We start from the raw sequence: 26,664 nt of genomic DNA on the forward strand, positions 1-26,664 counted from the left end.
GATGCTAATTTATCAATGCCACCTCACTTTAACCCTTGTTGATGATTTGGTACTTAGCGCCCATAGTGGCTCTCAGGCGGAGCACCACTGTCTTGACACCATTCCCGGTGCCAATCTGCTCGGTATTGCTGCCGCCAGACTCTATCGGGACAGCACTATTAACCGGGAAGAGCAGATATGGCTGTTTCAGTCGGGCCGGTGTCGCTTTGGTTATGGCCATTTAATGCTTGATGATCATCAGTGCGCCGAACCGACCTCTTGCTCATTTCATTATGTTAAGCGCGACGGCAATCCATTAGATAACAGAACGGCACTTATCGGTCAGCAGTTAAGGGATTGCGCCGATGCCCGTTTCCAACCAGAGGATGGCGTTCAGCTTAAATCGCTGCCGGTGACCCTGATTGATCCGCGTAACGGTGTCATTAGCGAACCCAAACAGAGTATGGATCAAAAGACGGCAATTAATCCTAATAATGATCGCGCCGCCGATGGCAAACTGTTTAACTACCGCTATCTGCTGGCCGGTCAACGATTCCGCGCCACACTGACCATTAGCTGTGATAATGAAAATGAGTGGCAGCAGCGCCAACCTCTGCTGGACAAACTCCACCAGGCACTACAGGGAACCAAACAGTTCGGTAAAAGCCGCAGTAGCGAGTATGGGCGGGTTGAAGTTACTGTAGGTTCATGGTCTCCTCTGCCCTCCTCCCAAAACAGTGACACCGTAGAGACCCTATCACTCCGCCTGCTGGCCGATATGGCCGCCTTTGATGCGTACGGTAACCCGACTTTCACCCCACAACCAGAGGAGATTGGTCTGCCCAAAGGCGATTTAATACCTGAACAGAGTTTTATCACCCAGCGCCGCTACAGCCCCTACAACGGCTATTTAAGAAGTCGTGATACCGAGCGACAAGTGATTGAGCGCGGCTCGCTACTGACATTCCGTTTTAGCGAACCACAATCACAGGCGACATTAGAACCCTTACTGGCTCAGGGACTGGGTGCCTATCGGCGTGATGGTCTCGGCGAAGCCAGTTTAACTCCGTTGCCACTGTCACAATGGCAAGGAGAAGTCACTGCGTCACAAGCTGTGCTGACATTAGCTCGCCCGAAGGGTGATTCAACCGCCAATCACGCTCTGATTGAGTGGCTAAAACATCAACCGACCGCTGCCAATCGTTATGACGACAGCAAGGTTCGTCGCCGACTTAGCGCCCTGCGCGATCTCTATCTGCAAATTAAGGCGTTTCATGGTCAACCGCCTGAGAGTGAGTTTGGACCCGGTCGCAGTCAGTGGTCGATGGTGCAAAATAGACTCAAAGAGGGAACCGACCGAAATGGAATAGCTAACATGCTTGAGAACGAACTTAAAGATGAGTTCTGGACGCTGGAAGCGTTACGCAGCGACGAAACAATCACCTTCAAAAGCTGGCTATTGGATGAAATACGCACCTCAGAACTGAACCTAACCGAACTGGCTCTGCTCGCGAAAGGAGCCAAAGAGGAGCGCAATCGTGCCGTAGCTCAAAAGGAGAAAAGTTGATGTTTACTACCACCACCTCACAACTCAAGATCGCCCGTCTGGTATTGGAAGCCGCTACACCGCTATCGATTGGCTCAGGGGAGTATGACCCGCTCTACGATACGCCGTTGATGCACGATGCTAACGGTCTGCCCACTATTCCAGCTACCGCCCTGACCGGAGTGCTGCGCCGGGCAGTGGCCGAGATAAGTGGAGATAGTCACTGTGAAGAGCGACTATTTGGCAGTGATGAGACCCCCTCGCCACTGCGGCTGTCTTTTGGCCATATTCATAACCATCAAAACAGAGCCGTTGATGGGTTGCTATTGCGCAGCGAAATCGAACATGATCCCATATTAAAACCGCTGTTAAGCTCCACCCCGGCAGTTCGTGAACGCAATCGCCTCAGCGAAAAAGGCGTAGTCGACGATCGTGGCAAATTTGATCGCAATATCACTCCGGCTGGTCACCGCTTTACGCTACAACTGACGCTTGCTTACAAACCTGAAGAGAGTGATCAGATTAACGCTGACTGGCAACAGCTACAACAAGCGGTGCAGTCGGCAGCACTGCGTATTGGCGGTGCCAGTCGCAGTGGTCTGGGCGCACTCAAGCTGCATCAATGGCGCGAACTGACGCTCGATTTAACCCAAAAAACCGGTCGGAACCTCTTTACTCAACTCTCGCCGCGTTTAAGTGATACCTTCTCGCAGGCCAAAATAGTCCCGCCCTCTGATACCTCACACTTACCCCAGTCGTGGCAGCAATTGACCCTGGTTCTGCAACCGATATCCACCTGGCGTACCGGTCATGGCGGTAAGTCATTAACTGATGCTGAAACCCGCGCCGATGGTAAAACTAAAGACCCCGATATGTTGCCTCTAACCGAGCAGATCGTAATCTGGCAAGGAGATCGGGCAACACTGCAATCGCACCTGCTCTTCCCCGGTAGCAGCATTAAAGGGGCGATAAAAAGCCGGTTTGAGTTCCACTACCGCTGCCAGTTGCTTAATAGTGAATTAACCGAAGAGGAACAAAATGCCCATGCTACTCAAACAATGCAGCAACTATTTGGCGCGATAGAAGATGACAATGGAGCACAGTTTGCCACTGCCGGTCAGCTCATTATTGATGACTGCTATATGGCTGAGCCCGAAAAAGAGCAGGTACAAAACCAAATCCATAACAGCATCGACCGCTATACCCAAGGGGGACGCCACGGGGCGCTGTTTACTGAACAATTAGTTAAAGAGAAATTAACTATCAACCTGATCATCACCTGTAAGCTGGATGAAGCGGCACAAAACGCCCTTAATGCAACTTTTGATGATCTAAAGCAGGGTCGGTTGGCACTTGGGGCGAGCAGTGGTCGCGGTCATGGCTATTTTCTGGAAACAGAGACAGAGGAAGAAGGAGATACCCCCCATGCAACAACTGATTGAACACTATCAAACCATCGCTAAAGCGCTGGCACTACCCTCTATGGCTCAGGGACAACTGCTTCGCAGTCACGAACAAATCGACCCTGCCGAACTGGGTACGGAACTGAATCGATACTCCGATCTAATCGGCGGCTGGTGGATATGGGAGCAGGCCAAAACGCCGCTGTTTGCCACCGACAGCCAAACTGAACTGCAACAGCAGCTAGCGGCTATCCGCTACCCCGACTACTGGCCTCTGGAGGGCGAGCTCTATGGCAGCGACTATGCTATTCGGTGGAGTTATCGTGATGGAACGATAACGCTAACCCGCACCGAAGAGCCGGAAGATAGCACCACCGGTGAGCCTGTACTGATCGATAGCGTCACCCTAATGGGTAAACGCCATACTCCTGGCAAACTGTATTATCGCCGCTACTGGTCACACGATTCTGGCCATGGGTTCCGGCCTATTGCCACCCGTTTTATTGGATTTTCTGCAACTCAAGGAGAACGATAGTGAGTGACGCGCCCTATAATTTTGTTCCATTATCCAACCAAATTGTCATCCCACTATGGGGCAGCGATGTGAGCCACACTAAACCCTTTGCTGATGGGATTAGTGGTGTCATTCCCTATACGCTCGAAGCACTCACACCCATAATGGTCGGCGGCAATCAGACCGGTCAGGCGCCGGCGACTATCCACTTCTATCAGGAGAGTGGTCACTACGCCATTCCTGGTAGCTCGATTCGCGGCATGTTGCGTAGTGTATTGGAGATTGCCACCTTTAGCCGCATGGCGCTGGTGGATGATCAGCGTAAGGCATTCCGCGATCTACAACATGATGACTATAAAGATTATTTAACTAACAAAAACCGTAAAGATGCATTTGAACCGTTGGCCAAAGGGGGATGGCTCAAATTCAATGCTGCCGAGAATATTTGGCAAATCACTCCCTGCGACTACGCCAAGATTGATCATCATCTATTAGGTATGGGTAATATCAAAAGTTTATCGATGACGGAAAAATATAATCTATGGCGCCCCAAACCGCTTACTGTCAAGTTTACTCCAGGCAGACCTGATAGACATAAACACAGTAAAGATAAGCACGGAAAAGATAAATATCTTTATTACATTAAAGCTGAATCCTTCAATTCAGGCAGTACTGATGGAACACTCGTTTTTACCGGCTCCTCACCAACTAAACACATGGAGTTTATCTTTTTCAATCCAACACATTCAAAGATAACGCTCGAACAGAAAGTGATGAATGACTTTCTTGAAATTCATAAGGATAGAGAAAATTGGAAATATTGGAAAAAACATCCTGAAATTCCGGTTTTCTGCCTTGTTGATAAAAATAATCCGAATCGAATTGCATCACTCGGATTAGCACAGATGTATCAACTCCCTTTTGCTAACAGTACCCATGAATTAATCTCTCATACCAAACCAGAACATATCCATTTTGACGAAAATGAGTTCGATTTTGCTCAACTACTATTTGGTGTTGATGGGAAACTGAAAGGACGTATTGATTGCCTTACAGCTCCATTAGAAGGAACAGAACAATGGGCAACTCAACAACAAGGTGTGCTCTCTGCTCCCAAATCAAGTTATTACCCAAACTACCTGACTCAAACAAAACGTAACCCAAACAATAATCTCAAAACAGCGATGGATGAGGATGCGACTATTAGTGGCTGGAAGCGCTATCCTGTACGCGATAAAGAATCACCAGTTACACACTCACCGAATGGTAATCTCGACACTGAATCGAAATTTACCCCTTTAGCTAAAGGCTCAAACTTTAACGGCAAAATTGTGTTTCATAATCTACTTCCCATTGAATTAGGTGCTCTGTTTTGGGCACTCACATGGGGACAAGACCCCAAATTACGCCATTCTCTTGGTCTGGCTAAATCTTTCGGGTTTGGCCAATGTCGCATTACAATTAACAATGATAATTTAAGAATTAAGCCAAACCACCCACAGCACCAAACGCAATCAATTGAAAATTATATTCAATGTTTCATGGTTTACATGAATCATCAATTAAAAAAAACCACCTGGCAAGATAGTCCGCAAATTACCCATTTATTAGGTATGGCTGATCCAGCTAATGCCGTAAAGTTTGAACAGCATGCTTCACTTAGTCACATGGAATTAAAGGATTTTACCCAAAACAAAAAGGACAAAAAGTCGTTACCGGTTTATCCAACCACTGCATTACTGCATCAACCAGATATAGAGCTTGTAACTGAATGTAGCGACTATTTAACAAAAAAACGCGAAGTTCCGCCTGAAGAAGCCGTAGCGTTATGGATAGAAGAACAAATTCCCATCATTAAGTCAGAGACAAAAAACGACAGCGACCTGGAGGCAATACGCAGCGTCAATATGGCAAAAGCATGGTTATTGCTTGAAGGAGATATAAAATCCGATGTGCTCAAAAACCTTCAGGAACGGTGGGCACAGGCTAATACTAAACCTTCCAAAAAAGCTAGCCAAATATATAACTCAGGAACCTAAGATGGGCAAAGTCACCACCAACATTAAGCTACGCAATTTCAATGACACCACCGCTACACCACTGGAGCTAAACAATGTGATTGTCGATAGCGGCGCCACCCTGCTCTGCCTCTCACCGCGACTGATTCAGCAGCTCAATTTAACCCGCATCCATAGCGTCAAGGTCAACACCTCTATGGGCGTTGAGCAACTTAGTACCTATGGCGCGGTTGAGCTGGAGATCGAACAGCGTAAGGGAATCTTTGAAGTCATGGAGCTAAAGCATCCGAAAATCGAAGCACTGGTCGGCCAGATCCCGCTTGAGCGGCTCGATTTTTTAATCCACCCCGGTATTAACCGCCTGATTCCAAACCCGGAGCACGATAACCAGCTCATTTTGGATCAACTGGTGCTCGATCTCTGGTAATCCGCTATGCCTTCTTCCTCATTACGACCACCACCCCATCTGCGCTGGCACCGAATTACGGCAGAACTGGTTTGCAACCGGGCACGGGGTTCACAGCAGTCACTGCTATCGGTATTTGAAGCGATGATGAAGCAGACCAGTGGCCAGTTAGCGCGCCACTTCCACTGCTCTAAAGACCACCTGGCGACACAGCTTAAAATCATCTTCCGCCTGCCGCACCGCTATGCGCTTAAACATCTGCCGATTATGAATCAACACCATCGGTTAGAGATTCGCCTGTTCGGTTCGCGCGGGCTGGCAGAGCAGTGGTGCGAGCAGTTTTGCCACCTCTTTTATAGCGAGCAGGTTAATAACTACCACCTGCTACGACTGAGTGAACTGAATACACTGGCTCCTGATCGGCTCTCACTGCCTCATCTGCCCCACACTGAAGTGGCACTGGAGTTTTTTACCCCCTTCTTTCAGCGTAAGGGACAGCGGGAGCAGATCGATCTGCCGCTATTTATCACCACTCTCGAAAATCGCCTTGGGACTCTGTTTAATCAACCGTTTGATCTCTCCTCTGTAACTGAAGAGGTCTATCTTGTGCCCTGGTACTGGCGTTATGAAAAACACGAACGCCAACCCAAAAGCCAACCGGGACGACAGTATCTTAATGGTGCGGTAGGGCGACTCTACCTTAAAGGCAATCTACAACCCCTGTTGCGGTGGCTGGTATTGGCTGAAGAGGTACAGTTAGGCAGTAAACTGGGATTTGGGTTAGGCCATTTTGAGCTACAACCGCTATCCCCGCCCTACTTTGCTCCCACTCTATTTAACCCTGCCACTTTAAACCATATTACCCATGACGCCTTAGAGCGCTATGATGATGCTGCTGAAGCATTGGCAAAAATTGGCGATAACAACGAACAGGCACTGGTCGACACCTTACTGGAACAGATGCGGGATACTGACCATTTAGCTGAGCCTCACACCGCTTATCTGCTTGAACGCCCCGACCATTCCCCACGCCAAATTGAACGGCTTCATCTGCACGAATTAACGCTCCATCTCCACCTTAATCGTCTGCTGCAACCCATATTTAATAAGCTGTTTACCCCCGACTCTATCGGTTATCGTAAAGGCTATTCGCGTGAAACGGCCGCCAAACGGATCCATCAGGCGATTGAAGCGGGTTATCGCTTTGTGGTGAAAGCCGATATTCACGACTTTTTCCCCTCTATCGATCTAAACCGGCTCACTCTTTTATTAGAACGCCACATTCCGGCCGCTGATAGTGAGCTGCTACGATTACTGCAACGCGCACTGCATACCGGCTACCGTTTAGGGGGGATTATCCATGAACGCAGTAACGGTCTGGCACAGGGCAGTCCCCTCTCACCGTTGTTAGCTAATCTCTATTTAGATGAGTTTGATCGCGCTCTTTGTACCGCACACCCCACTATGCGTTTGATCCGTTATGCCGACGATTTTATCTGTTTAGTCAAAGAGGAGTTTCAGACCGAGCAGGTGCTAGCCAGTGCCGAAGCTATTTTGGCTGACATCGGCCTGACACTGGCACCGGAAAAGAGCGAAATTCACCCGATTCAGGCCGGATTTCGTTTCTTAGGCATCGATTTTGGGGCCGATACCAACGAAGAACCCCCTGCCCCGTTACTAAAAAAACCGCTCTATGTGACCACTCCTGGCTATTTTTTAGGTGTGACAGGGGATGTACTCGATATTCGTCATCAGGGGAAATTGGTCGAGTCGCTACCGCTACACCGTATCTCAGAGTTAATCGTGCTCACCCACGCCTCATTCTCAACCAGTATGGTGCGAAAATGTTCCGAGCTCAATATTCCTATCGCCTTAACCATGCAGTCGGGCTACCACACTCTGACCATTACCCCGGATTCGGGACGCTATCAACAGATCGCTTACCAACAGGCGATTAAGTACCATAACATGAGTGATATTGACAAACTGGCGCTGGCCAAATCGTTTGCCTGCGCTAAAATTGCGACTTACCGTTATCTGTTTCGCCAGCGCTATCGCACCGGGCTTAATGAGCTACTCGATAAACTGAGCGAGACTATCGGTTCTATTGAAGCTGCCGAAAGCGTCAATGCGGTGCGTGGTTACGAGGGCATTGCCGCTCGCGCCTGCTTTGCTGAATTAAATCACCATATCTCTAATCCGGAATTTCATATCACTAAACGGGAACGAAAAAATCCTGACCGAATTAATTCACTACTCAATTTTGGCTACTACCTACTCTTCTCCCGTATCAATTTAACGATAAAAGCGATGGGGCTTAACCCCTATCTCGGTTTTTTGCACGAGAGCGGTCAGCGTTATGAGACGCTAAGCTGCGATGTTGAGGAGCTATTTCGGGCGCGCGTAGATCGGTTGATTATTCGGCTCATTAACCTGAAGACGATTACCGAAGCCGATTTCTATGAGCGTGAAGGCGGCGGACTACGCTTAAGCCGAGAAGCAACACAACGCTTTGTCACTCACTTTGAACGGGAAATGGCGACTCCACCACGGGGAGGAGATGAGTCAATGGGTAAATTGATTCATGCTCAAGCCGTTGCGCTGCGTAGCTTTTTTACCGATGATAAACCACTGCTCTTTTTTACCTGGGGGTCGGGATGGCGATTGTGAAAAAATGGGTTGTTAATCTGCCGGCTACAGGGCTAAAATTAACCTCGATTCAGAACCCCCCACTATTCTCAGTCGGTTTGGCGGAAAATCGGGGAGGTTCTGAATTTGTGTTCCGTAACTTGTTGAGTGCAAAGGGCGCTCACAGGGGTAGGGCCGCGAGGCATATCCTTACCGGTAGGGGTTGGAACAATTTAATTTTGCGCACTAGGTTTTCCTTAGAGGGCCGCGAGGCATATCCTTACCGGTAGGGGTTGGAACACAGCTTGCCGCTCAAGCTCACGGAGCCGCTGAGCCGCGAGGCATATCCTTACCGGTAGGGGTTGGAACTTAGGAGTCGAGGAGCTCAGTATATGAGCTCGCCGCGAGGCATATCCTTACCGGTAGGGGTTGGAACAGTTTCCACTTACCGTTCTCTGCAGTTTTTATAGCCGCGAGGCATATCCTTACCGGTAGGGGTTGGAACTTTTAGGAAGTTCTAGTTTCATGTTTCTCTCCGCCGCGAGGCATATCCTTACCGGTAGGGGTTGGAACTACTACTCTGGATTCTTTATTATTGAATCCTATTGCCGCGAGGCATATCCTTACCGGTAGGGGTTGGAACGATGAGCAGTAGTTAGTACTGGCTTTTCGCCAAGCCGCGAGGCATATCCTTACCGGTAGGGGTTGGAACGATAACTCTGTATAAGCCACGCTGTTGTTGGCCGCGAGGCATATCCTTACCGGTAGGGGTTGGAACGTTGTGTTTGCTCGTTACAATACTGTAGCCCTTTTGCCGCGAGGCATATCCTTACCGGTAGGGGTTGGAACTCATCTACGTCACGGTAGTATCCCCCAACTGCCGCGAGGCATATCCTTACCGGTAGGGGTTGGAACCGTCTTGATCATCACCATCTTCAAGATCATCATGCCGCGAGGCATATCCTTACCGGTAGGGGTTGGAACGCTTAAATATAGTTTGCATCATCTTCAGCTATTGCCGCGAGGCATATCCTTACCGGTAGGGGTTGGAACGCTTTCTCAGTCAATTCCAGCCCCAGAATTTTGCCGCGAGGCATATCCTTACCGGTAGGGGTTGGAACGGTGTTATCTCTAATGGATTTTTCAGGTTCTACTGAGCCGCGAGGCATATCCTTACCGGTAGGGGTTGGAACGTATTGTTTTCTTTAGAGTAAGTCTGTCGATTTGCTGCGAGGCATATCCTTACCGGTAGGGGTTGGAACGGGTGTTTGTGTATAACCGTATTGTAACCTTACGCCACCATAGCGTAAAAAGCCCCGAAAAATTTGTTTCACTACTCCCCTGATGAACCACAGAGGAGAACAGAGATGCCGAACCCCACCCTAGCAGCCGTATCACAGGCCTTTAAAGATTGGCGGGAGAACCCAGAAAAGAGCGCGCGAAGCCGAATTCCCGAGGCGCTGCAACAACAAGCCGTAGCGTTAATAGGCCACTACCCGGTGAGCCACATACTCAAAGCGCTGCGCATCAATTACCGTCAACTCAGTAGCTGGAAGAAGAGCCGGGAGGAGAACGACACCATCCCGGGATTCATCGCGCTTGAGCCGTCAGAGCCGACTAGCGAACCTCTTTTGGCTCTCAAGTGGACGACCGAAACCACTACCGGCCGGCCATTGAGTGTGGAGGGCGAGTTATCACCGGAACAATGGCGGCAACTGCTTCCCCTGCTCAGTCAGATGGGAGCTAACTCATGATCTACCTCACAGAACAGACTCCGGTGATGATAGCGACAGCACCGGCTGATTTTCGCCGTGGCATCGACGGCTTTGTCGCGCTGTGCCAACACCAACTCGGCCAACAGCCGCGCTCGGGCACCGTGTTTGCCTTTATTAACCGCTCTAAAACGATGATTCGCCTGCTGGTCTATGAGAACAATGGCTACTGGCTGATGACCAAACGCCTCTCCAAAGGCAAATACCGGGGTTGGCCTCGCCCGGCAGAGCCGATAAGTGCGATTAAGGCACAACAACTACGCCAACTCCTCTCAAATTTGGTAAAATAGTGCCATGACAGAGTTTAAAACATTGAGTAAAACCGAGATTGAGGAGCTGATTGAGCGTGTTGAGAGAGCCATTGCAGAAGATTTGGCCCTCTCTAAAGCCGATATGCAGCTACTGTTGGGTGTTTTGTTAATGGTCACAGAGCTACAGATCTCATTGTCTCTGAAAGATGTCACGATACACAAATTGCGTAAACTGGCTGGGATAATCAGCAGCTCAGAGAAACACTCTGCGGTTATTCCTGATGGCGATGCGTCAAACGACTCGGATGGCACCCAAAAGAGCGATGCAGCTACTTCAAAACCCGACGGTAACAGCGAGTCAACCGCATCAGGCAAGCCGAAGAAAAAGCCATCGACTCAAAAAGCAGAGCGGGTGATTCGGTTGCAGTGCCATCACAACCATGATGAGCTGAAGGCGGGACAGCTCTGCCCAGAATGCGGTCATGGCCGGCTCTACATCTATCAGCCGGTGATACGGGTACGGATTCAGGGCGAGCCCCCTTTAAGTGCGGTCGAACATATTTTCGAGCGGCTGCGCTGCAATAGCTGTGGCGCCTACTTTACCGCGACCCCTACAGACGATTTTCAGCAAGATGGCGGCATGAATCAGCTCTATGGCTACAGCGCCCGGGCTATTATCGCGCTTCACCGCCACTTTGCCGGTCTGCCGCTTCACCGGCAGCAGACGCTACAGCAGATATTAGGGGTGCCACTGACTGCGTCGTCACTCTATGACCAGACCGAGTCTGTCGCCAATGATGGCTTCGTGGTATTTAAGGCACTCAAACAACGGGCTGCTGATGCGCCCCACTTCAATCTGGATGACACACCCAACCGGATTTTGAATCAGGGCACGATTCTGAAGCCTGACAGACGGAGCGGTCAACTTAAACCCCGCAGCGGCACCTTCACTTCCGGCGTAATCGCGACACTGGAGAGTGGCCAACAAATCGTGCTCTACCAGACCGATATTGGCCATGCCGGAGAGTTGATCGATGAGATTCTGCGTCTGCGCCATCCTGGGTTACCCAAACCCACTATCATGTGCGATGCGCTCAGTCGCAATCTGCCTACGGTGCTGGATGAAACACAGCGACACGATACATTCTGCAACAGCCACTGTAGGCGGGGGTTTGTGGATGTGGCAGAGCTGCATCCGGATAACGGCCCATGGGTGTTAGCGCTCTACGACCCGGTGTGGCGCCACGATGCTCACTGCAAGGAGGAGAAGTACACCCCGGCAGAGCGGCTGGCTTACCATCAGCAGCACTCACTGCCGCTGATGGCGCAGCTCAAACAGTGGGGCGAGGCGCAGATTGAGAGTGGCGATGTCGAGGAAAACAGTCCGCTGGGCAAGGCGATCCGCTATCTGCTCAACCACTACGACAAATTGACCGGATTTTGCCGCATTGAGGGGGCGCAAATCGATAATAACCAGATGGAGCGCATGCTCAAGCTGGTGATTCGGGGACGGCGTAACAGTCTCTTCTCCAGAACGCTCGGCGGAGCCGGTGTCGCCGCCGACTTTCGCCTGCTGCGTAACGATAATGGCCACCGCTTTTACCGCAAGCACCGTAAGCGAGCCAAACAGTTTGCCCAGGATAAAATGACCCTGCAACAGGCGCAAATAGCGATGCAGAGCTGGTGCGCCCATGCGGCTCACGCCGATACGGTAGGCTTGCGTCATCATCTGCTCGGCGCTACTATCTTTAGCAGGGAGAGTGCCTGACCGAGCCAGCGTGTGCTGCGGGGTGGCTCGTGGAACAACAACACGAACAACCTGCGCGCGGCCAACCGCAACAGGAACAACACCGACAACCGCAACAACAACAACGGTTTCCGTCTTCTCCAGTCTGCCTGTGGGTGCAAACCACCAACCAGAACTGCCCACTTTACGGAGTCGGCAGGCGTGATCACAGGCATCCATGAGCACTCTTCCTGGTCGTGCAGGGTTGCATGGTCAAATAGCGTTGTCACGGATGACGGGCAGCCGGGCTGGTAGCAGTTGCGAACGCCCGATGCCATTTTATTAACAGAGGTTCAGATACGCTTATGCAAGCCATCGAGATCAAAACTGAAATTACCGAAGCCCATCAAATTCATCTGCAACTGCCCGATACCATCCGTTCCGGCCCGGCCAGAGTGGTGATACTGCTGGATAACCCACCCGAAACCGATGCGAGAGAGAGTGCGGAGCAGAATTTCATAGCGGCACAACAGACGGTCATGACGCATATTTGGGATAATCAGGAAGATGAGGTCTGGAATGCGCTATAGCCGCGGTGATTTGGTGCTGATTCCTTACCCATACACCGATTTAACCGCACAAAAATTCTGAAAACAGTAACCGGAGTTAGTCTATCTTTCCTCACACAGATTATCAGCCATCTTTGCCATACACTGGAGTCATCATGAGATCACTTTTAGCCCACTACACACTGCCCGCGATTATGTTGCACTGTCTGCTCATTTCCGGCCAAAGTTTCGCCTTCAGCCTGGATGATATGGACAAGCTGGATCAGCTCGACCGCATGGATCAACAGGAGCTACTGGAGCTGGCCAAACAGGCCGCCAAAAGCTGGAACTTCAGCAAGGCCAACGGCTATCTGGAGCAGGCGCGTAATAAAGCCTACTCACCCGATGCGATTAAAGCCACCGAACAGGTGATTGCCAGCAGTCGCCGTGACTACGAGGCGGAGCAGCAGCGCAAGCGGGATGAAGCAGAGCGGCAGCGGCGTGAGGAGGAGGCGCGGCGTTTGGCGGCACAGCAACAGCAGTATAGTGGTGGTTCCTCAGGTGGTGGAAGTGACTATGTGTTAATTGATTCCGAGTTTGTTTGTCATTTATGTCTTGCACGGGATCTATCCGTATCCGGGCCTAATACCTTTGAACCCTCTTGGAATCATGCCCCTAGCGGCTCTATATTCAAGGGCTATTCCGGCTCAGTGGCAGGAACTTATTCATATAGTGTGCGCACCGATGATAACCGCCACTACTGTTCGGGTAGTTTCCGCTTAAGCAGCTCTACTCAACGCTATACCATTCGAGTGTATGGTGATTGTGGTGATGCCGGAAGTGGTGAATGGTAAATAGCGTTCGGTTTCGTCATGTTTAATAAGCTGAGTATCAGAAAATAGAGCTACAGCAATCGTTGGTTGTGCCGTGTTTTAACCCAAAGGAGCCCGCTTATGAACTCACCCTCTACTATTAATCCACAATTTGAAAAACAGGTTACGCCGCTACTCTCCGAATTTGGCTATCAAGGCGGCATTAAAGAGCTGGTGCAGGATCAACTCACCCTGATGTTGCAAAGCAAAATCGACCACTATCAGGCCGAAATTGCCCTCTATCGCCAGCAAAGCGGAGATGATTATGAGCAGATTCTGAACTATGCAGAGTCAGCCACAAGCGAGGATTTTGATCTGGAAGATCGGCTGAACGACTGGCGCTTTGCCCGCGAGATGTTGAGTCACTATCAGGCACAAATGGCACAACTGGCTGATGATTAAACTGCTTCAGCGGTTTACGCCGCCGATTGTCCATTACCGTATTGAGCAGTATGAACATGACGGCACACTGCTGCGCCTGAAAATGGTCATAGAAATGAACGATAACAGCCTGCTGCATGTCAAAGAGTACCGTTTTGCCGATGGTTCCCGCAAATACGCCTACCACTGGCTGGATGCAACCGGTCAGTTACGGACTCGATGGGACAATGCCCACCACTGGCCGCACATTGCCACTTTTCCGCACCATCAACATATAGAGCGCAACGATAATGTCCATCCATCCACCGCAACATCTCTGGAGGCGGTTTTGCAACGCATTCAGCAACAGGTTGCGTCTTAATCACAAGCGGATCCAGCTCTTTGGAGAGGCTCAATGGGCTGGTTAAAGCACCATCCTGGCGGTCATGGATTAGCCGAATTATTTAATTCAACTTCGGCATTAAACAGTGGTTTACTGGGAAGCAACCGCTGTAAAGCCTTTATCACCTGCTGCTTCTCCAACGGAGACAACTGTTCACTCTGCTGCTGAAGGATTTTAAAGCAGTCACGACATCGCTCCCGATCACCCATCCCCTGCAACCACAGCTCCGCCTCCAGCAGCAGATTATTGACCCATTGATGATCATGCGGATAACGCGCTGTCGCCTGAGTGAGTAGATTCAGTGCCGCCTGATACTGCTGCCAGTTCATGAGCACCTCAACAAGCATCATCATTTCGGCATAGCTGCCCAGTGCAAACTGTGGATTACGACCAATCTGCTGTTCGGCAATGCGGGCAGCACTACGCTTATCGCTCTTTTGCAGATAGAGGTGGCACAGCAACCGCGCCAAACAGTTCTGGCTGCGTCCATCGGGTAGCTGGCACAACGCTTGATAGAGCTCTTCATATACCTCCGGGCTGGTCTGATACGCCTCAAACCGCTTCAGTAGCTGGCTAATCACTTCGGTATGTTGCCCTTTATCTGCCAGATAGCAGAGTTGCTCGGTGTAGCGTTCAAAGGCGTGTTGCGCGCGCCGCTCATACTGCGCCTGTTCAAAGCGCTGATGACGCTGCGGGTGGTGGTAGTGCAGTCCCGAAGGGTCTCTGCGGCGGATAAACGCCTCCTCAATCGCCTCATTGAGTTCTGGGGCAATCTCTCGCCGCCGTTTGTTAAACCAAAACAGCCCAATCAGATACCCACCCACCCCACCAAAGACATGGGCGACAATATTGGTGCTGCCCGACATCCCTTCGGTAAAGAGATCAAAGGCATCAGCACCGACATAGAACAGCACCAGCCAAATCGCCGGAATATAGACAGTAATGGGTGGTATCCCCCAAAACAGCAGGGTGCGGATTCGTGCTTTGGGCATCAGCCAGGCCGATAGTCCCATTAAGCCGGTTACCACCCCGGAGAGACCCAATGAAGGCGTCGCTTCATGCCCGGCAGCAACCCAAACGCTGTACGACCAACTTGCCGCCAGCGCCATCAATAGCAAGGTGGTCAAATAGCGCCAGTGGCTATCGATAATCAACTCCAGTGCCGGTGCAAAGGCAAAAAAGAAGATCAGGTTAAACAGCAGATGGTAAAAACCGCTGTGAGCCAATGAAGAGGTGATAACCCGCCAGATGTTCCACCACGATTCGGGGAGATAGAGCAGTTGACTGGTAAAGCTCTGGGGTGGGGATGTTTGTTGAAACTGGCGATATGCCGCCTCAATATTGCTCGACTTCGCCAAATCGCCGATTTTAAGCACTTCGGCTAAGCGATGCTCCGGGTCGGGTGCGGTATGAATAATCCTTAGCATCAAATGGCAGAATGAGTTGGGGCGCTCCGGTTTGCCTTGTTGCCGTTCAGGCGGTGGGTCGAATAGATCGGTTTGTGTGCAGAAGTGCCACAGTGCATTTTCGATGGCGGTATCGTTTCGATCCTGTTGCCAGTAGATGAGGCAACAGAGCAGCATCACGGCGATGGAGACTTTCGGTAACCGGCCTAATGCCAAATCCGCACTGTAAGGAATAAACACAGAAATTTAGCCCTTAAAAAGCGGGCGGTGGCTATCCGGTTGCATCCGTTGTTCCTCTGTTTGATAAATCGACTGCTCACCGCGGCATTCTTAGCCGAATTACAGCCTGATCGTGACCTGCCCAGGCTGCTCCATGCCTCGACTGCTAAGGATAGGAAATCCAACCGCCTACGCCAAAGTATCCCCCAGCTCCGGAGCGCCGTCAAGATTCGGTCAGAGCCCCTTCTGACCACCGGAAGGCGAGGATGAAACAGAAATTGGCCTGTCGGGAGGTGTTTGAGGCGGTTGTCGCCGCAGGGAGAGAGACGGAAAGAAGCGGGTTTCGCGCGAGCGGCAACGGTCGGTCCGGCAGCCCCTCGGCGGGCTGCTACCAGGAGACTCGTTGATCGTATTCGTACTCCGGCTCGGGCTGGGCGAGAGGGTCGCCCTGAAGGTAATCCTCGGCGTCGATGGCGTCCGCCACGGACTCTTCGTACCACTCTGGCGGTCCCCTGGCGGAGGCGATTCGTGGCGGGGCGGCGGGTTCGCCGATGTGCTCTAGGATGGCCCGCACCTCCACGGCCTCGGTGATGAAGGCGATGATCTGCATCTCGGCCCCGCACTGGGGGCAGGTCAAAGGGAACGCTTCGTAAATGCGAGCCAGCAGCATGGCCCAGAGGTAGCGGGCGGGGGATCGCCCGATAGCCACCGGAGGGTCGTCCGCTGCCGTCTCTACCGCCGGTTTCGTTTCAGGCTCCGCCGCCACGGGCTGGGGCGCGAGGGCGGTTACCGCCGGCCGCAGTGGTGAGTTGGGGGCGAGCACGCCGTAGTAGCGATGCCGGTGTTGCCTGGGCGGCGGAACCAGGGCGGCGATGCGCCCGATCAGTTCGAGCGGCGAGAGGATGATCTGGGTTTGCCCGTCCGGGCCGGGCTTGGGCAGGTGGTAGATCAACCGCTGGGCATCGATCTCCTCCAGTCGGTCGGCGGCAAATGGCGGGCGGGCGCAGTAGCGCAGCAGACGCTCCATGCCTCGCCGGTCGTGTGCCTCGATCCGCACGCTGGCGTCGAGGGAGAACCCGCCGCCGTGATCCCACTGCTCCATCTCCTGGCGATCTGCCTTTTCCAGCAATCCCCGCCGCACGAACGCCCGCAAGATGCGGCGGCGGATTTGGGTCTGCACCGCCTCGGCGTCGTCCGCATCGAGTTCCTCCACTTCAATGAAGTGTGCGCCCTGCTCCGGGTCGGGTTCGAAAATGCCGTCGATGAAGACGACATGGAAATGCGTGTGTTCGTTGAGTGAAGAGCCGAATCGGTGGATGAACGCCACCGCGCCGGTTCGCGCCTTCGGACCTGCCCCAGGGCTCTGTTCGCGCAAGTGTTGCTCGACGGCATCGAGGAAGATGCGCAAAGCGCTGCTGAGCGCCTTGCGGTCGTGCTGGAGGTGGTAGCGCAGCCGCTTGGGCAGGGAGAGCACCCATTGGCGTACCGGCAGCCGGGGCAGGACATGATCGGTGAGGTGAGCAGCGGTCTCCGCCATCCGCCGGGTGTTGCACGAAGGGCAGACGCCCCGCCCTTTGCAGGAGAAGGCAATCAGGAAATCATGGCCGCATTCGTCACAGCGGGCGCGGGCGAACCCATAGGCGAGGCGGAAGCAGTGACCCAATTAAGTTCCCTTCATAAATATATTTACTTTTATGTAACAACTATTACCTATAGACATCTCAAGTTACCATAATATCCCATCAAACTGTGCAAAACTGTTCCTAAAAACCTAAGCAAAGTTGCTCATGGCGGTTTTTGGTAATTCGCTCTCCGTTGATAACACCCTTGCGGGCGAGCAACTGGAGTCCTGGTTGAGCAGTCCCAACCGGATGGCCGGTCAACACCGGCAACATGGGCAGTTTCAGCCATCGAAACCCAGCTTGCGCCATAAAAATTGCCTCGACGTTCATCCTGAACAGAGAACAACCTTGCGATTCGACTTCGACTCTAACCATGGCACGCAAAACTTTCGCGCTTGTAGATAACCTATCTACGGTGGAAAATTCTAATGACAAATAAATAAAAAATTAAGAACTGTTTTTTGCTCCCTTATTTGAGCGATTTTAATTGTTGGCACGAGACATGCTAATGCAAATACAGCAGACAATGGCTATCACCATTTCCCCCACGATTCCTTCGTTAAAAGAAATCAAGATGCCTATACTGCGCCCCACTCAATCGTTAACCAAAACGGAAAGGATCGTCATGCCCCACAGCCAAACTCTGTTTCAGCAACTGCAAAAGCTCCAACCCGAATGGTCCGTTCGCGCATCGCAACTGGAGATGGCCGAGATCATTGAACAGTCGATCCCCGCAACCCGCTACCTGATGATTGAAGCGCCAACCGGAGTCGGAAAAACCCTCGCCTATCTCATTGGTATGCTACCAGTCGCCATGGCACACCAAAAAAAGCTGGTCATCGCCACCGCCACCGTCGGCTTGCAGCATCAGTTGATGGAGAAGGAGCTGCCGCTGCTACAGCAGATTGTCGATCAACCCTTTAGCTACGCTATCGCCAAAGGGCGGGGGCGCTACTTCTGCCCGATGCTGGCCGAAGCGCATATCTCAGGGGATGTCGCCGCATCGTTTAAGATCGAAGAGGGTAAGCTGAGCTACAGCGGCATGAATCATCAACTCTCATCACTCTACCACCAGTGGCAATCGGGCGACTGGAGCGGTGATCTGGATAGCTACCCCTCCGAAATTGAGAGCACCCTGCGCCCCAAAATCACCATTAGCCGCGAAGCGTGCCAATATGTGCAGTGTAAACACTATATGGGCTGCCCCTACTACCGCGCCCGGGCAAAAGTCGATCAGGCGCAGGTCATTGTCACTAATCAGGATACCCTGCTACTAGATGCCAAATTCGGCGGCGGTGTACTGCTGCCCAAAGCCGATCAGACTTTGACAGTGATCGATGAGGCGCACAATCTGCCGCAAAAAGCGGTTGAGGTACAAACGGTCACCCTCTCACTCAAAGCGCTACTCGATTTGGTCGAATACGCCGAACCTGTTCCGGCAACGCTGGCTAAACTCCTGCCGGCCAAAAAACGCCAAATTCAAACCAAAAAGGATCTGGTCGAGTCGCTATGGCAGCATCTGCATACTAGGACGCTGCAACTACGGCAGATCTTAACCCAAGACCGGGGCGTACAGCAGGCGATGAAGCGCTCTCAACCGAATATGTTGCTGGAGCGCTCCACACCCATGATGCAACAGCTCAATGAACCGCTGGAGCAACTGCTCATCTGTGGCCGCCATCTGCTACGCACCTTCAGCGAGTGGCTTGATGCACTGCAAGCGCAAATTGAGGTGAGTAACAACCCCACGCCGCTACTCAACTTTAGCAGCATCTGTAGCAAAGTGATTGGCGAACTCAATGAGATGGTCGAGTGCTGCCAGCTCTATCAGACCCCACAAAGTAGTAACGGACCGGTGGCCTGGTGGGTCAATCTTGCGCTGCCCAATAGCGGGGTACAGCTCGGTATTGCCGGCACGCCCATCGATATTACCCCATTTTTGCAGCAGAAGCTGTGGCAACCCACCGTAGCTGTGGTGTTAACTTCAGCCACTTTGCAGAGCCTTAACTCATTCGACTATTTCTGTCAGCAAAACGGCCTAACCGGTGAGTTTAGTGGCCAACACTACAGCCTAAGCTCCCCTTTTCACTATGCCGAACAGGCGACACTCCATGTTCCCGCCTTTAAATATCAACCCGGCAGTGATGATGAGAACTATCTGCTGGAGTTGGCCAGCTACCTCAATCAGCAGCTGAATCCGGAACGGGCAACACTGGTGCTGTTTACCAATCGCAGCCACATGGAGCTGATCTTTGCCTCGATGCGGCCGGCGCTGCAGCAGCGGATTATCAAACAGTCGGGCTCGACGGTACAGCTAATTCGCCGCCACCAGCAGCAGCTAGAGCAGCATGGTGGATCGGTTCTGTTTGGGCTTGCCAGCCTAGCTGAAGGGATTGATCTGCCAGGCGAGCTGTGTGAGCAGGTGATTATTACCCGCCTCCCCTTCCCCGCGATGGAATCCCCCATCGAAAAGGTGCGTAAAAAGTGGCTCGATCAACAGGGTAAGAGCTGGTTTATGTCGTATGCACTACCCCACGCAGCGATACGGCTCACCCAAATGTGCGGTCGTCTGCTGCGGCGGGAGAGTGATCGGGGTATCATCACCATTACCGATCGCCGCATTATTCAGCGCCAGTATGGGCATCAGATGTTAAACGGTCTGCCCGATTACCGGCGAGAGGTTCAACACTACGCTGTCCCTACCCAATCTTTAATTGAAGGAGCTTTCTAAATGAGTCGCGGAATTAACAAAGTGATTATCCTAGGTAACCTAGGTGCCAACCCAGAGGTACGGGCGACCCGCACCGGAGGTACCATCACCACCTTAAGTGTCGCCACCAGCGAACAGTGGACCGATAAAAACAGTGGCCAAAAGCAGGAGAAGACCGAGTGGCACCGGGTGGTTCTGTTTAACCGGCTAGCAGAGGTGGCTCGCGATTATCTGCACAAAGGGCGACAGATCTATATTGAGGGTAAAATTCAGACCCGTAAATGGACCGATCAAACCGGACTGGAGCGCTATACCACCGAAATCATTGCCAATGAGATGCAGATGCTGGGGGCGAAAGATGATAGCATGCCGCCTCCTCCTCCGGTTGACGACTCTTTTGGGACTCAGTCGCAGCCACCTAAGGCCGGCGGTAGCCCTCCCAAAGAGGAGCCCTATGGCGGGAATCCCCCTCCGTTTGATGATAACTATCCCGATGTGCCCTTCTAGGCCATTAAGATTTATTGCCCGAAGAGCTGTCTTCGTGGGAGATATCCGGCAACGGATGTCGAAGGGTTAAAGTTATAAACCCGGCGGCTCGTCTGATTTTTCAGGCACGAAGGTAGCTAAGCGCTATCAGGACAACTACCGAAGCACAATGGATCGCCGCAATCCCGCTTCGGTGGTTTCTCCTTTTTTACCCATTTCCAAGGTGAAGGCTATGGACAACAGACCCGACTGGTATCGCAGTAACCGTTATAAACTCCACTTTGACCGTCCCTGTAGTCTGACCGAAGCAGAGCGAATCGTGCTCCATCCAAGCCGCATCACCCAACACGCTTTTTTACCGCTGATCACCCATCAGCTAGGGCACAAACGCAAAGTTCAGCTCATCAATGGCACCCTTGAACGGAGTAGTCGCTCGCGTGCAGTAAGCTACCCTGGGCACCTTGATGGCCATATCTATAACTACTATCGACAAATGCTCAGCGAACGCTATGAGCAGCAGGTGGCACAATATCAGTTAGCCGATCATATTCTCGCCTTTCGCCCAGGACAACAGAGCAATATCGAGGTCGCGATTAAAGCTTTTAGCGCTATTGAGCAGATGAGAGATTGCACCGCTATCGGGGTGGATGTTCACGCTTTTTTTGATTCGTTGGATCACGGCGTCCTGAAGCAGGCGTGGCAGAAGCTGCTCGGCACAGCTAAGTTGCCCGATGATCACTATGCGATTTTTCGTTCGCTAACCCGCTTTAGCTTTGTCGATCGGGATGCAATCTATGCAGAGCTCGGTCTCTCATGCCATAACCCTCAACCCACCGGTGAGATTTGGCGGCTGTGTAGTGCTAAAACCTTCCGAAATGAGATAAGAGGCAACGGGTTACTGAAGGTGAACCGCCAGTCCAAAGGGATCCCACAGGGAGTCTCCATCTCGGCGCTGCTCTCAAACATCTATATGCTTGAGTTTGATACGCACCTGAAAACTTATGCTGAAGCAGCAGGTGGCCACTACTTCCGCTTCTGCGATGACATTCTGCTGCTGCTACCACCGAATCAGGAGCAGCAGGCTTTAGCCACGGTGAAGGCGTTAATTGAGCAGCTTAAACTGGAGCTCAATCTGAGCAAAACCGAAGTGGTCTCATTTCAAACCGTGCACGGCAGAATCAGTTCTGACAGGCCCTTACAATATTTGGGGCTGACTTTTAACGGCCGTGAGGTGCGAATTCGCGACAGCAGCCTTGATCGCTTCCGGCGCAAAATGCGTAACCGGGTGCGGTTAGCGCGCAAAACGCAGGCCAAATATAACCGTCTGCGGGCAAAGCGAGGCCAGCCACCAACTCGGCTCTATACCCGTAAACTCTATCAGCAAAATACCCATTTAGGGCGGCAAAATTTTATTCGCTATGCCATGCGAGTGGCCAAACAGAGCGGTTCGACCGCGGTTAACAAACAGATTAAACAGCTGCTACAGCAGTTTGAAGCGTTAATTAGCGAGTAACCCTATCAACCCATACCGTTATCGTTCAGCCACTGTTTAACCGCGTCGAAGGTTTGCTGGGCCGGCTCGCGGTTATACTTCAGCCTTAATTGCCCGATGCGGGGTCGGTTTTGATGCAGGATAATCTCCAAAGTCGCCCGCTCCGGCACCGTGACTTGGTAAATATAACACGCCCCCCGCAAAATACGCTCGCGATAGCTGGCGACACAGTGGTGCATCGCTCTGCCCTCACGCAACAGCATCACGCTATTGGTAATCGGTATAATCGTCTCACTCCCCTGAACCGGTGGCTGGTGGTAAACCTCCCTCTCTAGCAGCGCCTCTCGCTGTTCGTTGTAGCGCTCTGACAGGTTTTGATGCAGCCGCTCCAGCCCCTCATACTGTTTTAGCTGTAACAGACGCCTGATAGCAGCGTCATCCCCCAACGCTTGCGCCATCTCCAGCGTATCACGGTAGGTGATTTTAAGATCGCGCATCTCTCGCATCCAACGATTACGAAACCGGGAAAAGTGTTCAGTCGCACTCTGATGATGCGGCTGTTGCCTGAGTTCATGAGCCAGCCGATTCGACTCAAGGTTTTTAGGCCGAAAATAGGTATAGACCAACTCAGCCGGCATCTCACCCTCATGAATCAGGTGTAATAGCTCTGTCGCTATCCCCTCCTCTTTCCAGTCAGCCGGTTGTGCCCGCGCCAAAGGGGCTAGCGCCTCGCTGCGTAGCAGCCACTGTAACAGCCTATAGTCCCGTTCACTGCCCTGATAGATTGGGATCTGACTCAGCAGCTATAGCGCCAGTTTAGGCGATCGCTTTACCCATTCAGCGGCGCTATCACCGAGCCAATTAAGTAGCAGATGGTGCAGTTTCTGTTGTAGCGCTTTATGGACCAGTTGCTGCCAGTTAGCCTGATCCCGATCGATATCACCGGCCCACAGCCAGTAAAAAGTCGGATGGACATGGAGAAGCTGGGCCGCATAAGGCTCTAAGGCGGCAAGATGGAGCATCGGATAGTTGCCATAGCGATAGTAACTCACGGCCTGCTGATGCGCGGACGGAATCGTCTGCCGAATCTGCTGCAAAATCGGATTAGCACTCGATAGCAGTCCTAAATCGGAGATATCCTCCACCCGCTCCCATCAATCAGACTGCTGCTGTTCCACCCACAAGCCGCTGTGCCAGCTACTGATACGCAGTGTCATGTTGAGTGCCGGAATCGGCAGGATGTTCCAGTCGATTGAGGGGTAGTGTACGGCAGCGTTGTTCAAAGGCTATGTCTCCAATAGTTGTGGATGAGGGCGGCTACTATTTTAAATCGCAAACAACTTAGCAAAGCCGATGCCAAAATGGAATGAATTGCTACGCCATCACGCCGCAAGTGGTCAATAGCCCCCCTAAAACCGGCTCTAAAATAAAATATTTTACCAGCTAGATAATTTATTTTACCAAAACCCATTTTAACTGAGGAAAATATCACCCAAAAATATCTTATCATTATGAAATAAAACAAAAAATAAAAACTGGATCATCGGTTGCTCTAAGCAGCGCACATTCCAATTTTCTAAGGGAGAAGTTATGATGAGCCAGGTCGTTATTTTTGCCAACTCTATCAAAAAGCAGCAGCGTTGCATCGCGGGAAAAAGGGTCGACACCAAAGGCTGGATTCGCCCCGTTGCCTCTAATGACGGCGCCGAAATCAGCGCTAATCGCTGTCTGGTAAAAGCCGATCAACGCTGGCTGGAAACGGCTCCGCTGCAACTGGTCGAAATGGAGTTAGGTAATCCAGTTCCCTTGGTTAATCAGCCGGAAAATTACTTAATGACCAATAAGCCTTGGCGCTATATTCGTCATCTTAACAGCCATGAGTTGGGCGATTATCTCGATACCCCTGAATCATTGTGGGGCAGCGGTGCTTGGATCGATTATAGCGATATTGAGCAAGGGTCACTGGTGATTGATAAATCACTGCTTTTGGTGAAGGTCGAACAGCTTCATCTCTTCTATCGCGAAACCAGCTATGGGCGGGTTAAGCGGCGGGCTCGGTTCGTCTATAACCACCACAACTACGACTTGCCGGTGACCGATCCGGCGTTTGCGCAGCAGGTGGAGCAGGCAACGCACCACACTATTTTGTGCATCAGTCTCGGCGAAAAGTTCGACTACTATGGTGATGGTAACTATAGTTGTTTCAAAATTGTCGCCTCCATTCTTTAAAGGAGTTTACTCATGAAAACTTATACTCTTGGCTTTACCCAGAAAAATGCGGAGAAATTTTTCTCGTTAATTCGTCAAAGTGGGGTTAAACAGCTGTTGGATGTGCGGTTACACAATAACTCACAGCTAGCGGGTTTTACTAAACGGGATGACTTGCGTTTTTTTCTGCGGGAGTTGTGTCAGGTCGATTACCACTATGTCACTGAATTGGCTCCGACTAAGCAGATTTTGACACCCTATAAAAAGGGCGAAATGAGCTGGGATGTCTATGAAGATCGCTATATGGATCTGATGGCACAGCGCCGGGTAGAGCGTTCCGTCACACCGGAGCAGCTTCATGGCGGTTGCCTGCTGTGTAGTGAACATCAGCCGCACCATTGCCATCGCCGCCTTGCGGTTGAGTATCTGAATCGTACTTTGGATCTGAATTTGGAGGTTATCCATTTAGTATGAGCACACCATCGCTTCCCCATATACTGGTTGCATATCCTAAGCTGTTTCGCTGTTACAGTAAGTTTGCGCGTAAATTAGATCACCTGTTAAGCCGTAGTGGTGAGGTTAATTTAATCGCCCTAAACGATTGGCATCAGTGGTTAGAGCAGTATCGCTCTGAACGAGAGGCAGCAACGCATATCAGCACAATAGATCAGTTAGAGGATATCACGCTCACTCACGCGGTTTTATTCGATGATGGTCAGGAGCTAAGTGAGTTAATCGACTACTGTAAGCAACAGCAGCTTAATTGGCGACTGATCCCGATTCGACTCACGCGGATTGTCAATGTGGATCGAAAAGAGGCGCATGATGTCTATATCGGCAGGGGTTCGCCTTGGGGCAATCCCTATGCGGTAGGATTTGGCATGTCGCCGGATGAGGGGCAGGATGATCGGGACGAAGCGATTCGAAAGTTTCAGTACGATTTTGAGCGTGACTATCTTAAGAGCAAGCGTACCGAGTATCATCAGTTAATCGGTAAGGTGTTAGGGTGCCACTGTAAGCCGGCTGCGTGTCATGGCGATGTGATTGTCGATTATTTGAATGGGGTGGATGATGGTAAGTAATCATAATTCCAGCGAAATTTTAATCTCATCTACCAGCCGATAATGACTATTTTGAGGATCAAATCGTTGCGATACCGACTGATAAATCGGCTCTTCTAATAGCGTAATGAGCGTAGTTTCGTTTGGGTTTGTGCTGGCATCTAAGCCGATACTAAACTGCACTCCCCCCCTATCGGTTAGAATAAAGCGGTCGTGGATATTGTTACTCCAGTCGGTTTCGCTCCAACGATAGAAGTGGATCGAGATATTTGGCGGTAGTTGCTCTACAAAATTTTGGCACCCTTGATAAAAACCGTTTCGGTCGGGTTTACTTCTCTTTGGATTATCGCCTAAAAGATGAAAAATCAGCGCAACATTCTGATTTTTTTTAGCGATGATGCCTTGATGCCAAGTGGTTGTAAGTTCGATTAAGGGTCGATACCAACGCTCGGAAAAGGGGCTAAAGTGTGGATCAATTAAAGTTAATGTTTGGCTTCGATGCAGCAGAGGTGAGAGTGTTTTCGCTATCAGTGCCGCATCGCGTTTAATTTCGATCATGGTGCTACTTTGCCATAGCGGTTCCTCTTCATCTAATGTCTCATTGATCAGCACAAAGGGGAGTTGATCGGGGTTGGTTTCGCTAATAATGGCATCAAACGGGTGGAGTGCGTGTTCATGGATTGCATTTTCGAGCCAACTGATCTCATCTTGCCACTGGCATGGACACAAACGAGCCGATAATTTATCACGCCGTTTACTCATTAAAGTCAATCGCTCTTCAATCCGCTTTTTTTCCATCGTTTTGCAGTGGGTTAGCGCATCATAGACCAGTTTTCGCCACCGTTTGGGGTATTCGGCAATCAGCTTGCCCTTTGAAATGCCAAACTGTTCGGTTAAGTATCGAAAATTTTGCCAGTTGCTTAATAACTCTGGATCGATGGCATACTCTTTAATCATGGCTATCGCTCCGTTCGCTATCAAAATCGAGAGATTCTACCTGTTTATATTCGGGTAGAATTTCCAATTTCTGTATT

The 26,664-nt window shown here is 51.2% G+C and carries 26 protein-coding genes and 1 CRISPR repeat array; of the genes, 20 read left to right on the forward strand and 6 right to left on the reverse strand.

Going from position 1 to position 26,664, the window contains the following annotated elements; genetic code table 11:
* Position 1 precedes the first annotated feature (1 nt).
* The 14 genes from D5085_00990 to D5085_01055 all read left to right on the forward strand — a co-directional run bounded on the left by D5085_00990 (position 2) and on the right by D5085_01055 (position 14,405).
* Positions 2-1,546, forward strand: coding sequence for a hypothetical protein (locus D5085_00990; GenBank protein ID QEP41844.1), 1,545 nt, complete (start codon positions 2-4; stop codon positions 1,544-1,546).
* Positions 1,546-2,967, forward strand: coding sequence for a hypothetical protein (locus D5085_00995; GenBank protein ID QEP41845.1), 1,422 nt, complete (start codon positions 1,546-1,548; stop codon positions 2,965-2,967). The genes D5085_00990 and D5085_00995 overlap by 1 nt, the downstream gene beginning before the upstream one ends.
* Positions 2,951-3,463: a hypothetical protein gene (locus tag D5085_01000; protein QEP41846.1), complete on the forward strand. Its 513-nt coding sequence runs from the start codon at positions 2,951-2,953 to the stop codon at positions 3,461-3,463. Before D5085_00995 ends, D5085_01000 begins: the two co-directional genes overlap by 17 nt.
* On the forward strand, positions 3,382-5,481 hold the full coding sequence (locus D5085_01005) for a TIGR03986 family CRISPR-associated RAMP protein (protein QEP41847.1): 2,100 nt from the start codon (positions 3,382-3,384) through the stop codon (positions 5,479-5,481). The genes D5085_01000 and D5085_01005 overlap by 82 nt, the downstream gene beginning before the upstream one ends.
* A gap of 1 nt (position 5,482) precedes the next feature.
* Complete coding sequence (locus D5085_01010) at positions 5,483-5,887, forward strand: hypothetical protein (protein ID QEP41848.1); 405 nt, start codon at positions 5,483-5,485, stop codon at positions 5,885-5,887.
* A 6-nt stretch (positions 5,888-5,893) separates the two neighbouring features.
* The gene (cas1, locus tag D5085_01015; protein QEP41849.1) at positions 5,894-8,536 is read left to right on the forward strand and encodes a CRISPR-associated endonuclease Cas1; all 2,643 of its coding nucleotides are present in this window, start codon (positions 5,894-5,896) and stop codon (positions 8,534-8,536) included.
* Between the two features lie 152 nt (positions 8,537-8,688).
* Positions 8,689-9,756: direct repeats of the CRISPR family, unit length 36 nt; unit sequence GCCGCGAGGCATATCCTTACCGGTAGGGGTTGGAAC.
* 105 nt (positions 9,757-9,861) lie between these two features.
* Complete coding sequence (locus D5085_01020) at positions 9,862-10,248, forward strand: hypothetical protein (GenBank protein QEP41850.1); 387 nt, start codon at positions 9,862-9,864, stop codon at positions 10,246-10,248.
* Positions 10,245-10,556, forward strand: coding sequence for a transposase (locus D5085_01025; protein ID QEP41851.1), 312 nt, complete (start codon positions 10,245-10,247; stop codon positions 10,554-10,556). The genes D5085_01020 and D5085_01025 overlap by 4 nt, the downstream gene beginning before the upstream one ends.
* Positions 10,557-10,560: 4 nt before the next feature.
* Positions 10,561-12,285 carry an IS66 family transposase gene (locus tag D5085_01030; protein ID QEP41852.1) on the forward strand — a complete coding sequence of 575 codons (1,725 nt, stop codon included), beginning with the start codon at positions 10,561-10,563 and terminating at the stop codon, positions 12,283-12,285.
* 12 nt (positions 12,286-12,297) lie between these two features.
* Positions 12,298-12,558, forward strand: a complete 261-nt coding sequence (locus D5085_01035) for a hypothetical protein (protein QEP41853.1) — start codon at positions 12,298-12,300, stop codon at positions 12,556-12,558.
* A gap of 50 nt (positions 12,559-12,608) precedes the next feature.
* Positions 12,609-12,833, forward strand: a complete 225-nt coding sequence (locus D5085_01040; protein QEP41854.1) for a hypothetical protein — start codon at positions 12,609-12,611, stop codon at positions 12,831-12,833.
* Between the two features lie 134 nt (positions 12,834-12,967).
* Positions 12,968-13,645 (forward strand): hypothetical protein, encoded by a 678-nt coding sequence (locus D5085_01045; protein ID QEP41855.1) that lies wholly within the window; start codon positions 12,968-12,970, stop codon positions 13,643-13,645.
* Between the two features lie 99 nt (positions 13,646-13,744).
* Positions 13,745-14,065, forward strand: coding sequence for a hypothetical protein (locus D5085_01050; GenBank protein ID QEP41856.1), 321 nt, complete (start codon positions 13,745-13,747; stop codon positions 14,063-14,065).
* On the forward strand, positions 14,058-14,405 hold the full coding sequence (locus D5085_01055; GenBank protein QEP41857.1) for a hypothetical protein: 348 nt from the start codon (positions 14,058-14,060) through the stop codon (positions 14,403-14,405). The genes D5085_01050 and D5085_01055 overlap by 8 nt, the downstream gene beginning before the upstream one ends.
* Before the next feature lie 62 nt (positions 14,406-14,467).
* Here the strand turns inward: D5085_01055 and D5085_01060 are convergent, their stop codons facing one another.
* From D5085_01060 to D5085_01070, 3 genes are all read right to left on the reverse strand, one after another.
* Positions 14,468-16,072, reverse strand: a complete 1,605-nt coding sequence (locus D5085_01060; protein QEP41858.1) for a rhomboid family intramembrane serine protease — start codon at positions 16,070-16,072, stop codon at positions 14,468-14,470.
* A gap of 367 nt (positions 16,073-16,439) precedes the next feature.
* Positions 16,440-17,714, reverse strand: coding sequence for an IS91 family transposase (locus tag D5085_01065; GenBank protein ID QEP41859.1), 1,275 nt, complete (start codon positions 17,712-17,714; stop codon positions 16,440-16,442).
* A gap of 100 nt (positions 17,715-17,814) precedes the next feature.
* Positions 17,815-18,048 (reverse strand): hypothetical protein, encoded by a 234-nt coding sequence (locus D5085_01070; protein QEP41860.1) that lies wholly within the window; start codon positions 18,046-18,048, stop codon positions 17,815-17,817.
* A gap of 127 nt (positions 18,049-18,175) precedes the next feature.
* On the opposite strand from D5085_01070, the gene D5085_01075 reads away from it, so the two are divergent.
* The 3 genes from D5085_01075 to D5085_01085 all read left to right on the forward strand — a co-directional run bounded on the left by D5085_01075 (position 18,176) and on the right by D5085_01085 (position 22,382).
* Complete coding sequence (locus tag D5085_01075) at positions 18,176-20,404, forward strand: hypothetical protein (GenBank protein QEP41861.1); 2,229 nt, start codon at positions 18,176-18,178, stop codon at positions 20,402-20,404.
* Positions 20,405-20,890 carry a single-stranded DNA-binding protein gene (gene ssb / locus D5085_01080; GenBank protein ID QEP41862.1) on the forward strand — a complete coding sequence of 162 codons (486 nt, stop codon included), beginning with the start codon at positions 20,405-20,407 and terminating at the stop codon, positions 20,888-20,890.
* Between the two features lie 148 nt (positions 20,891-21,038).
* Positions 21,039-22,382, forward strand: coding sequence for a hypothetical protein (locus tag D5085_01085; protein QEP41863.1), 1,344 nt, complete (start codon positions 21,039-21,041; stop codon positions 22,380-22,382).
* Between the two features lie 5 nt (positions 22,383-22,387).
* On the opposite strand, the gene D5085_01090 is transcribed toward D5085_01085, so the two are convergent.
* On the reverse strand, positions 22,388-23,077 hold the full coding sequence (locus D5085_01090; GenBank protein ID QEP41864.1) for a hypothetical protein: 690 nt from the start codon (positions 23,075-23,077) through the stop codon (positions 22,388-22,390).
* 87 nt (positions 23,078-23,164) lie between these two features.
* Positions 23,165-23,506 (reverse strand): hypothetical protein, encoded by a 342-nt coding sequence (locus D5085_01095; protein QEP41865.1) that lies wholly within the window; start codon positions 23,504-23,506, stop codon positions 23,165-23,167.
* Between the two features lie 445 nt (positions 23,507-23,951).
* Between D5085_01095 and D5085_01100 the strand changes: the two genes are divergently transcribed.
* The 3 genes from D5085_01100 to D5085_01110 are packed head-to-tail and all read left to right on the forward strand — an operon-like array spanning position 23,952 to position 25,651.
* Positions 23,952-24,590, forward strand: a complete 639-nt coding sequence (locus D5085_01100; protein ID QEP41866.1) for a hypothetical protein — start codon at positions 23,952-23,954, stop codon at positions 24,588-24,590.
* 12 nt (positions 24,591-24,602) lie between these two features.
* Positions 24,603-25,043 (forward strand): DUF488 domain-containing protein, encoded by a 441-nt coding sequence (locus D5085_01105; protein ID QEP41867.1) that lies wholly within the window; start codon positions 24,603-24,605, stop codon positions 25,041-25,043.
* Positions 25,040-25,651 (forward strand): DUF4326 domain-containing protein, encoded by a 612-nt coding sequence (locus tag D5085_01110; GenBank protein ID QEP41868.1) that lies wholly within the window; start codon positions 25,040-25,042, stop codon positions 25,649-25,651. Before D5085_01105 ends, D5085_01110 begins: the two co-directional genes overlap by 4 nt.
* Here the strand turns inward: D5085_01110 and D5085_01115 are convergent, their stop codons facing one another.
* Entirely contained in the window at positions 25,652-26,587 is a 936-nt protein-coding gene (locus D5085_01115; GenBank protein QEP41869.1) for a hypothetical protein, read from the reverse strand.
* Between the last annotated feature and the right edge of the window lie 77 nt (positions 26,588-26,664).

The organism is Ectothiorhodospiraceae bacterium BW-2 (genome assembly GCA_008375315.1).
Classification (GTDB): Bacteria; Pseudomonadota; Gammaproteobacteria; order Thiohalomonadales; family Thiohalomonadaceae; genus BW-2.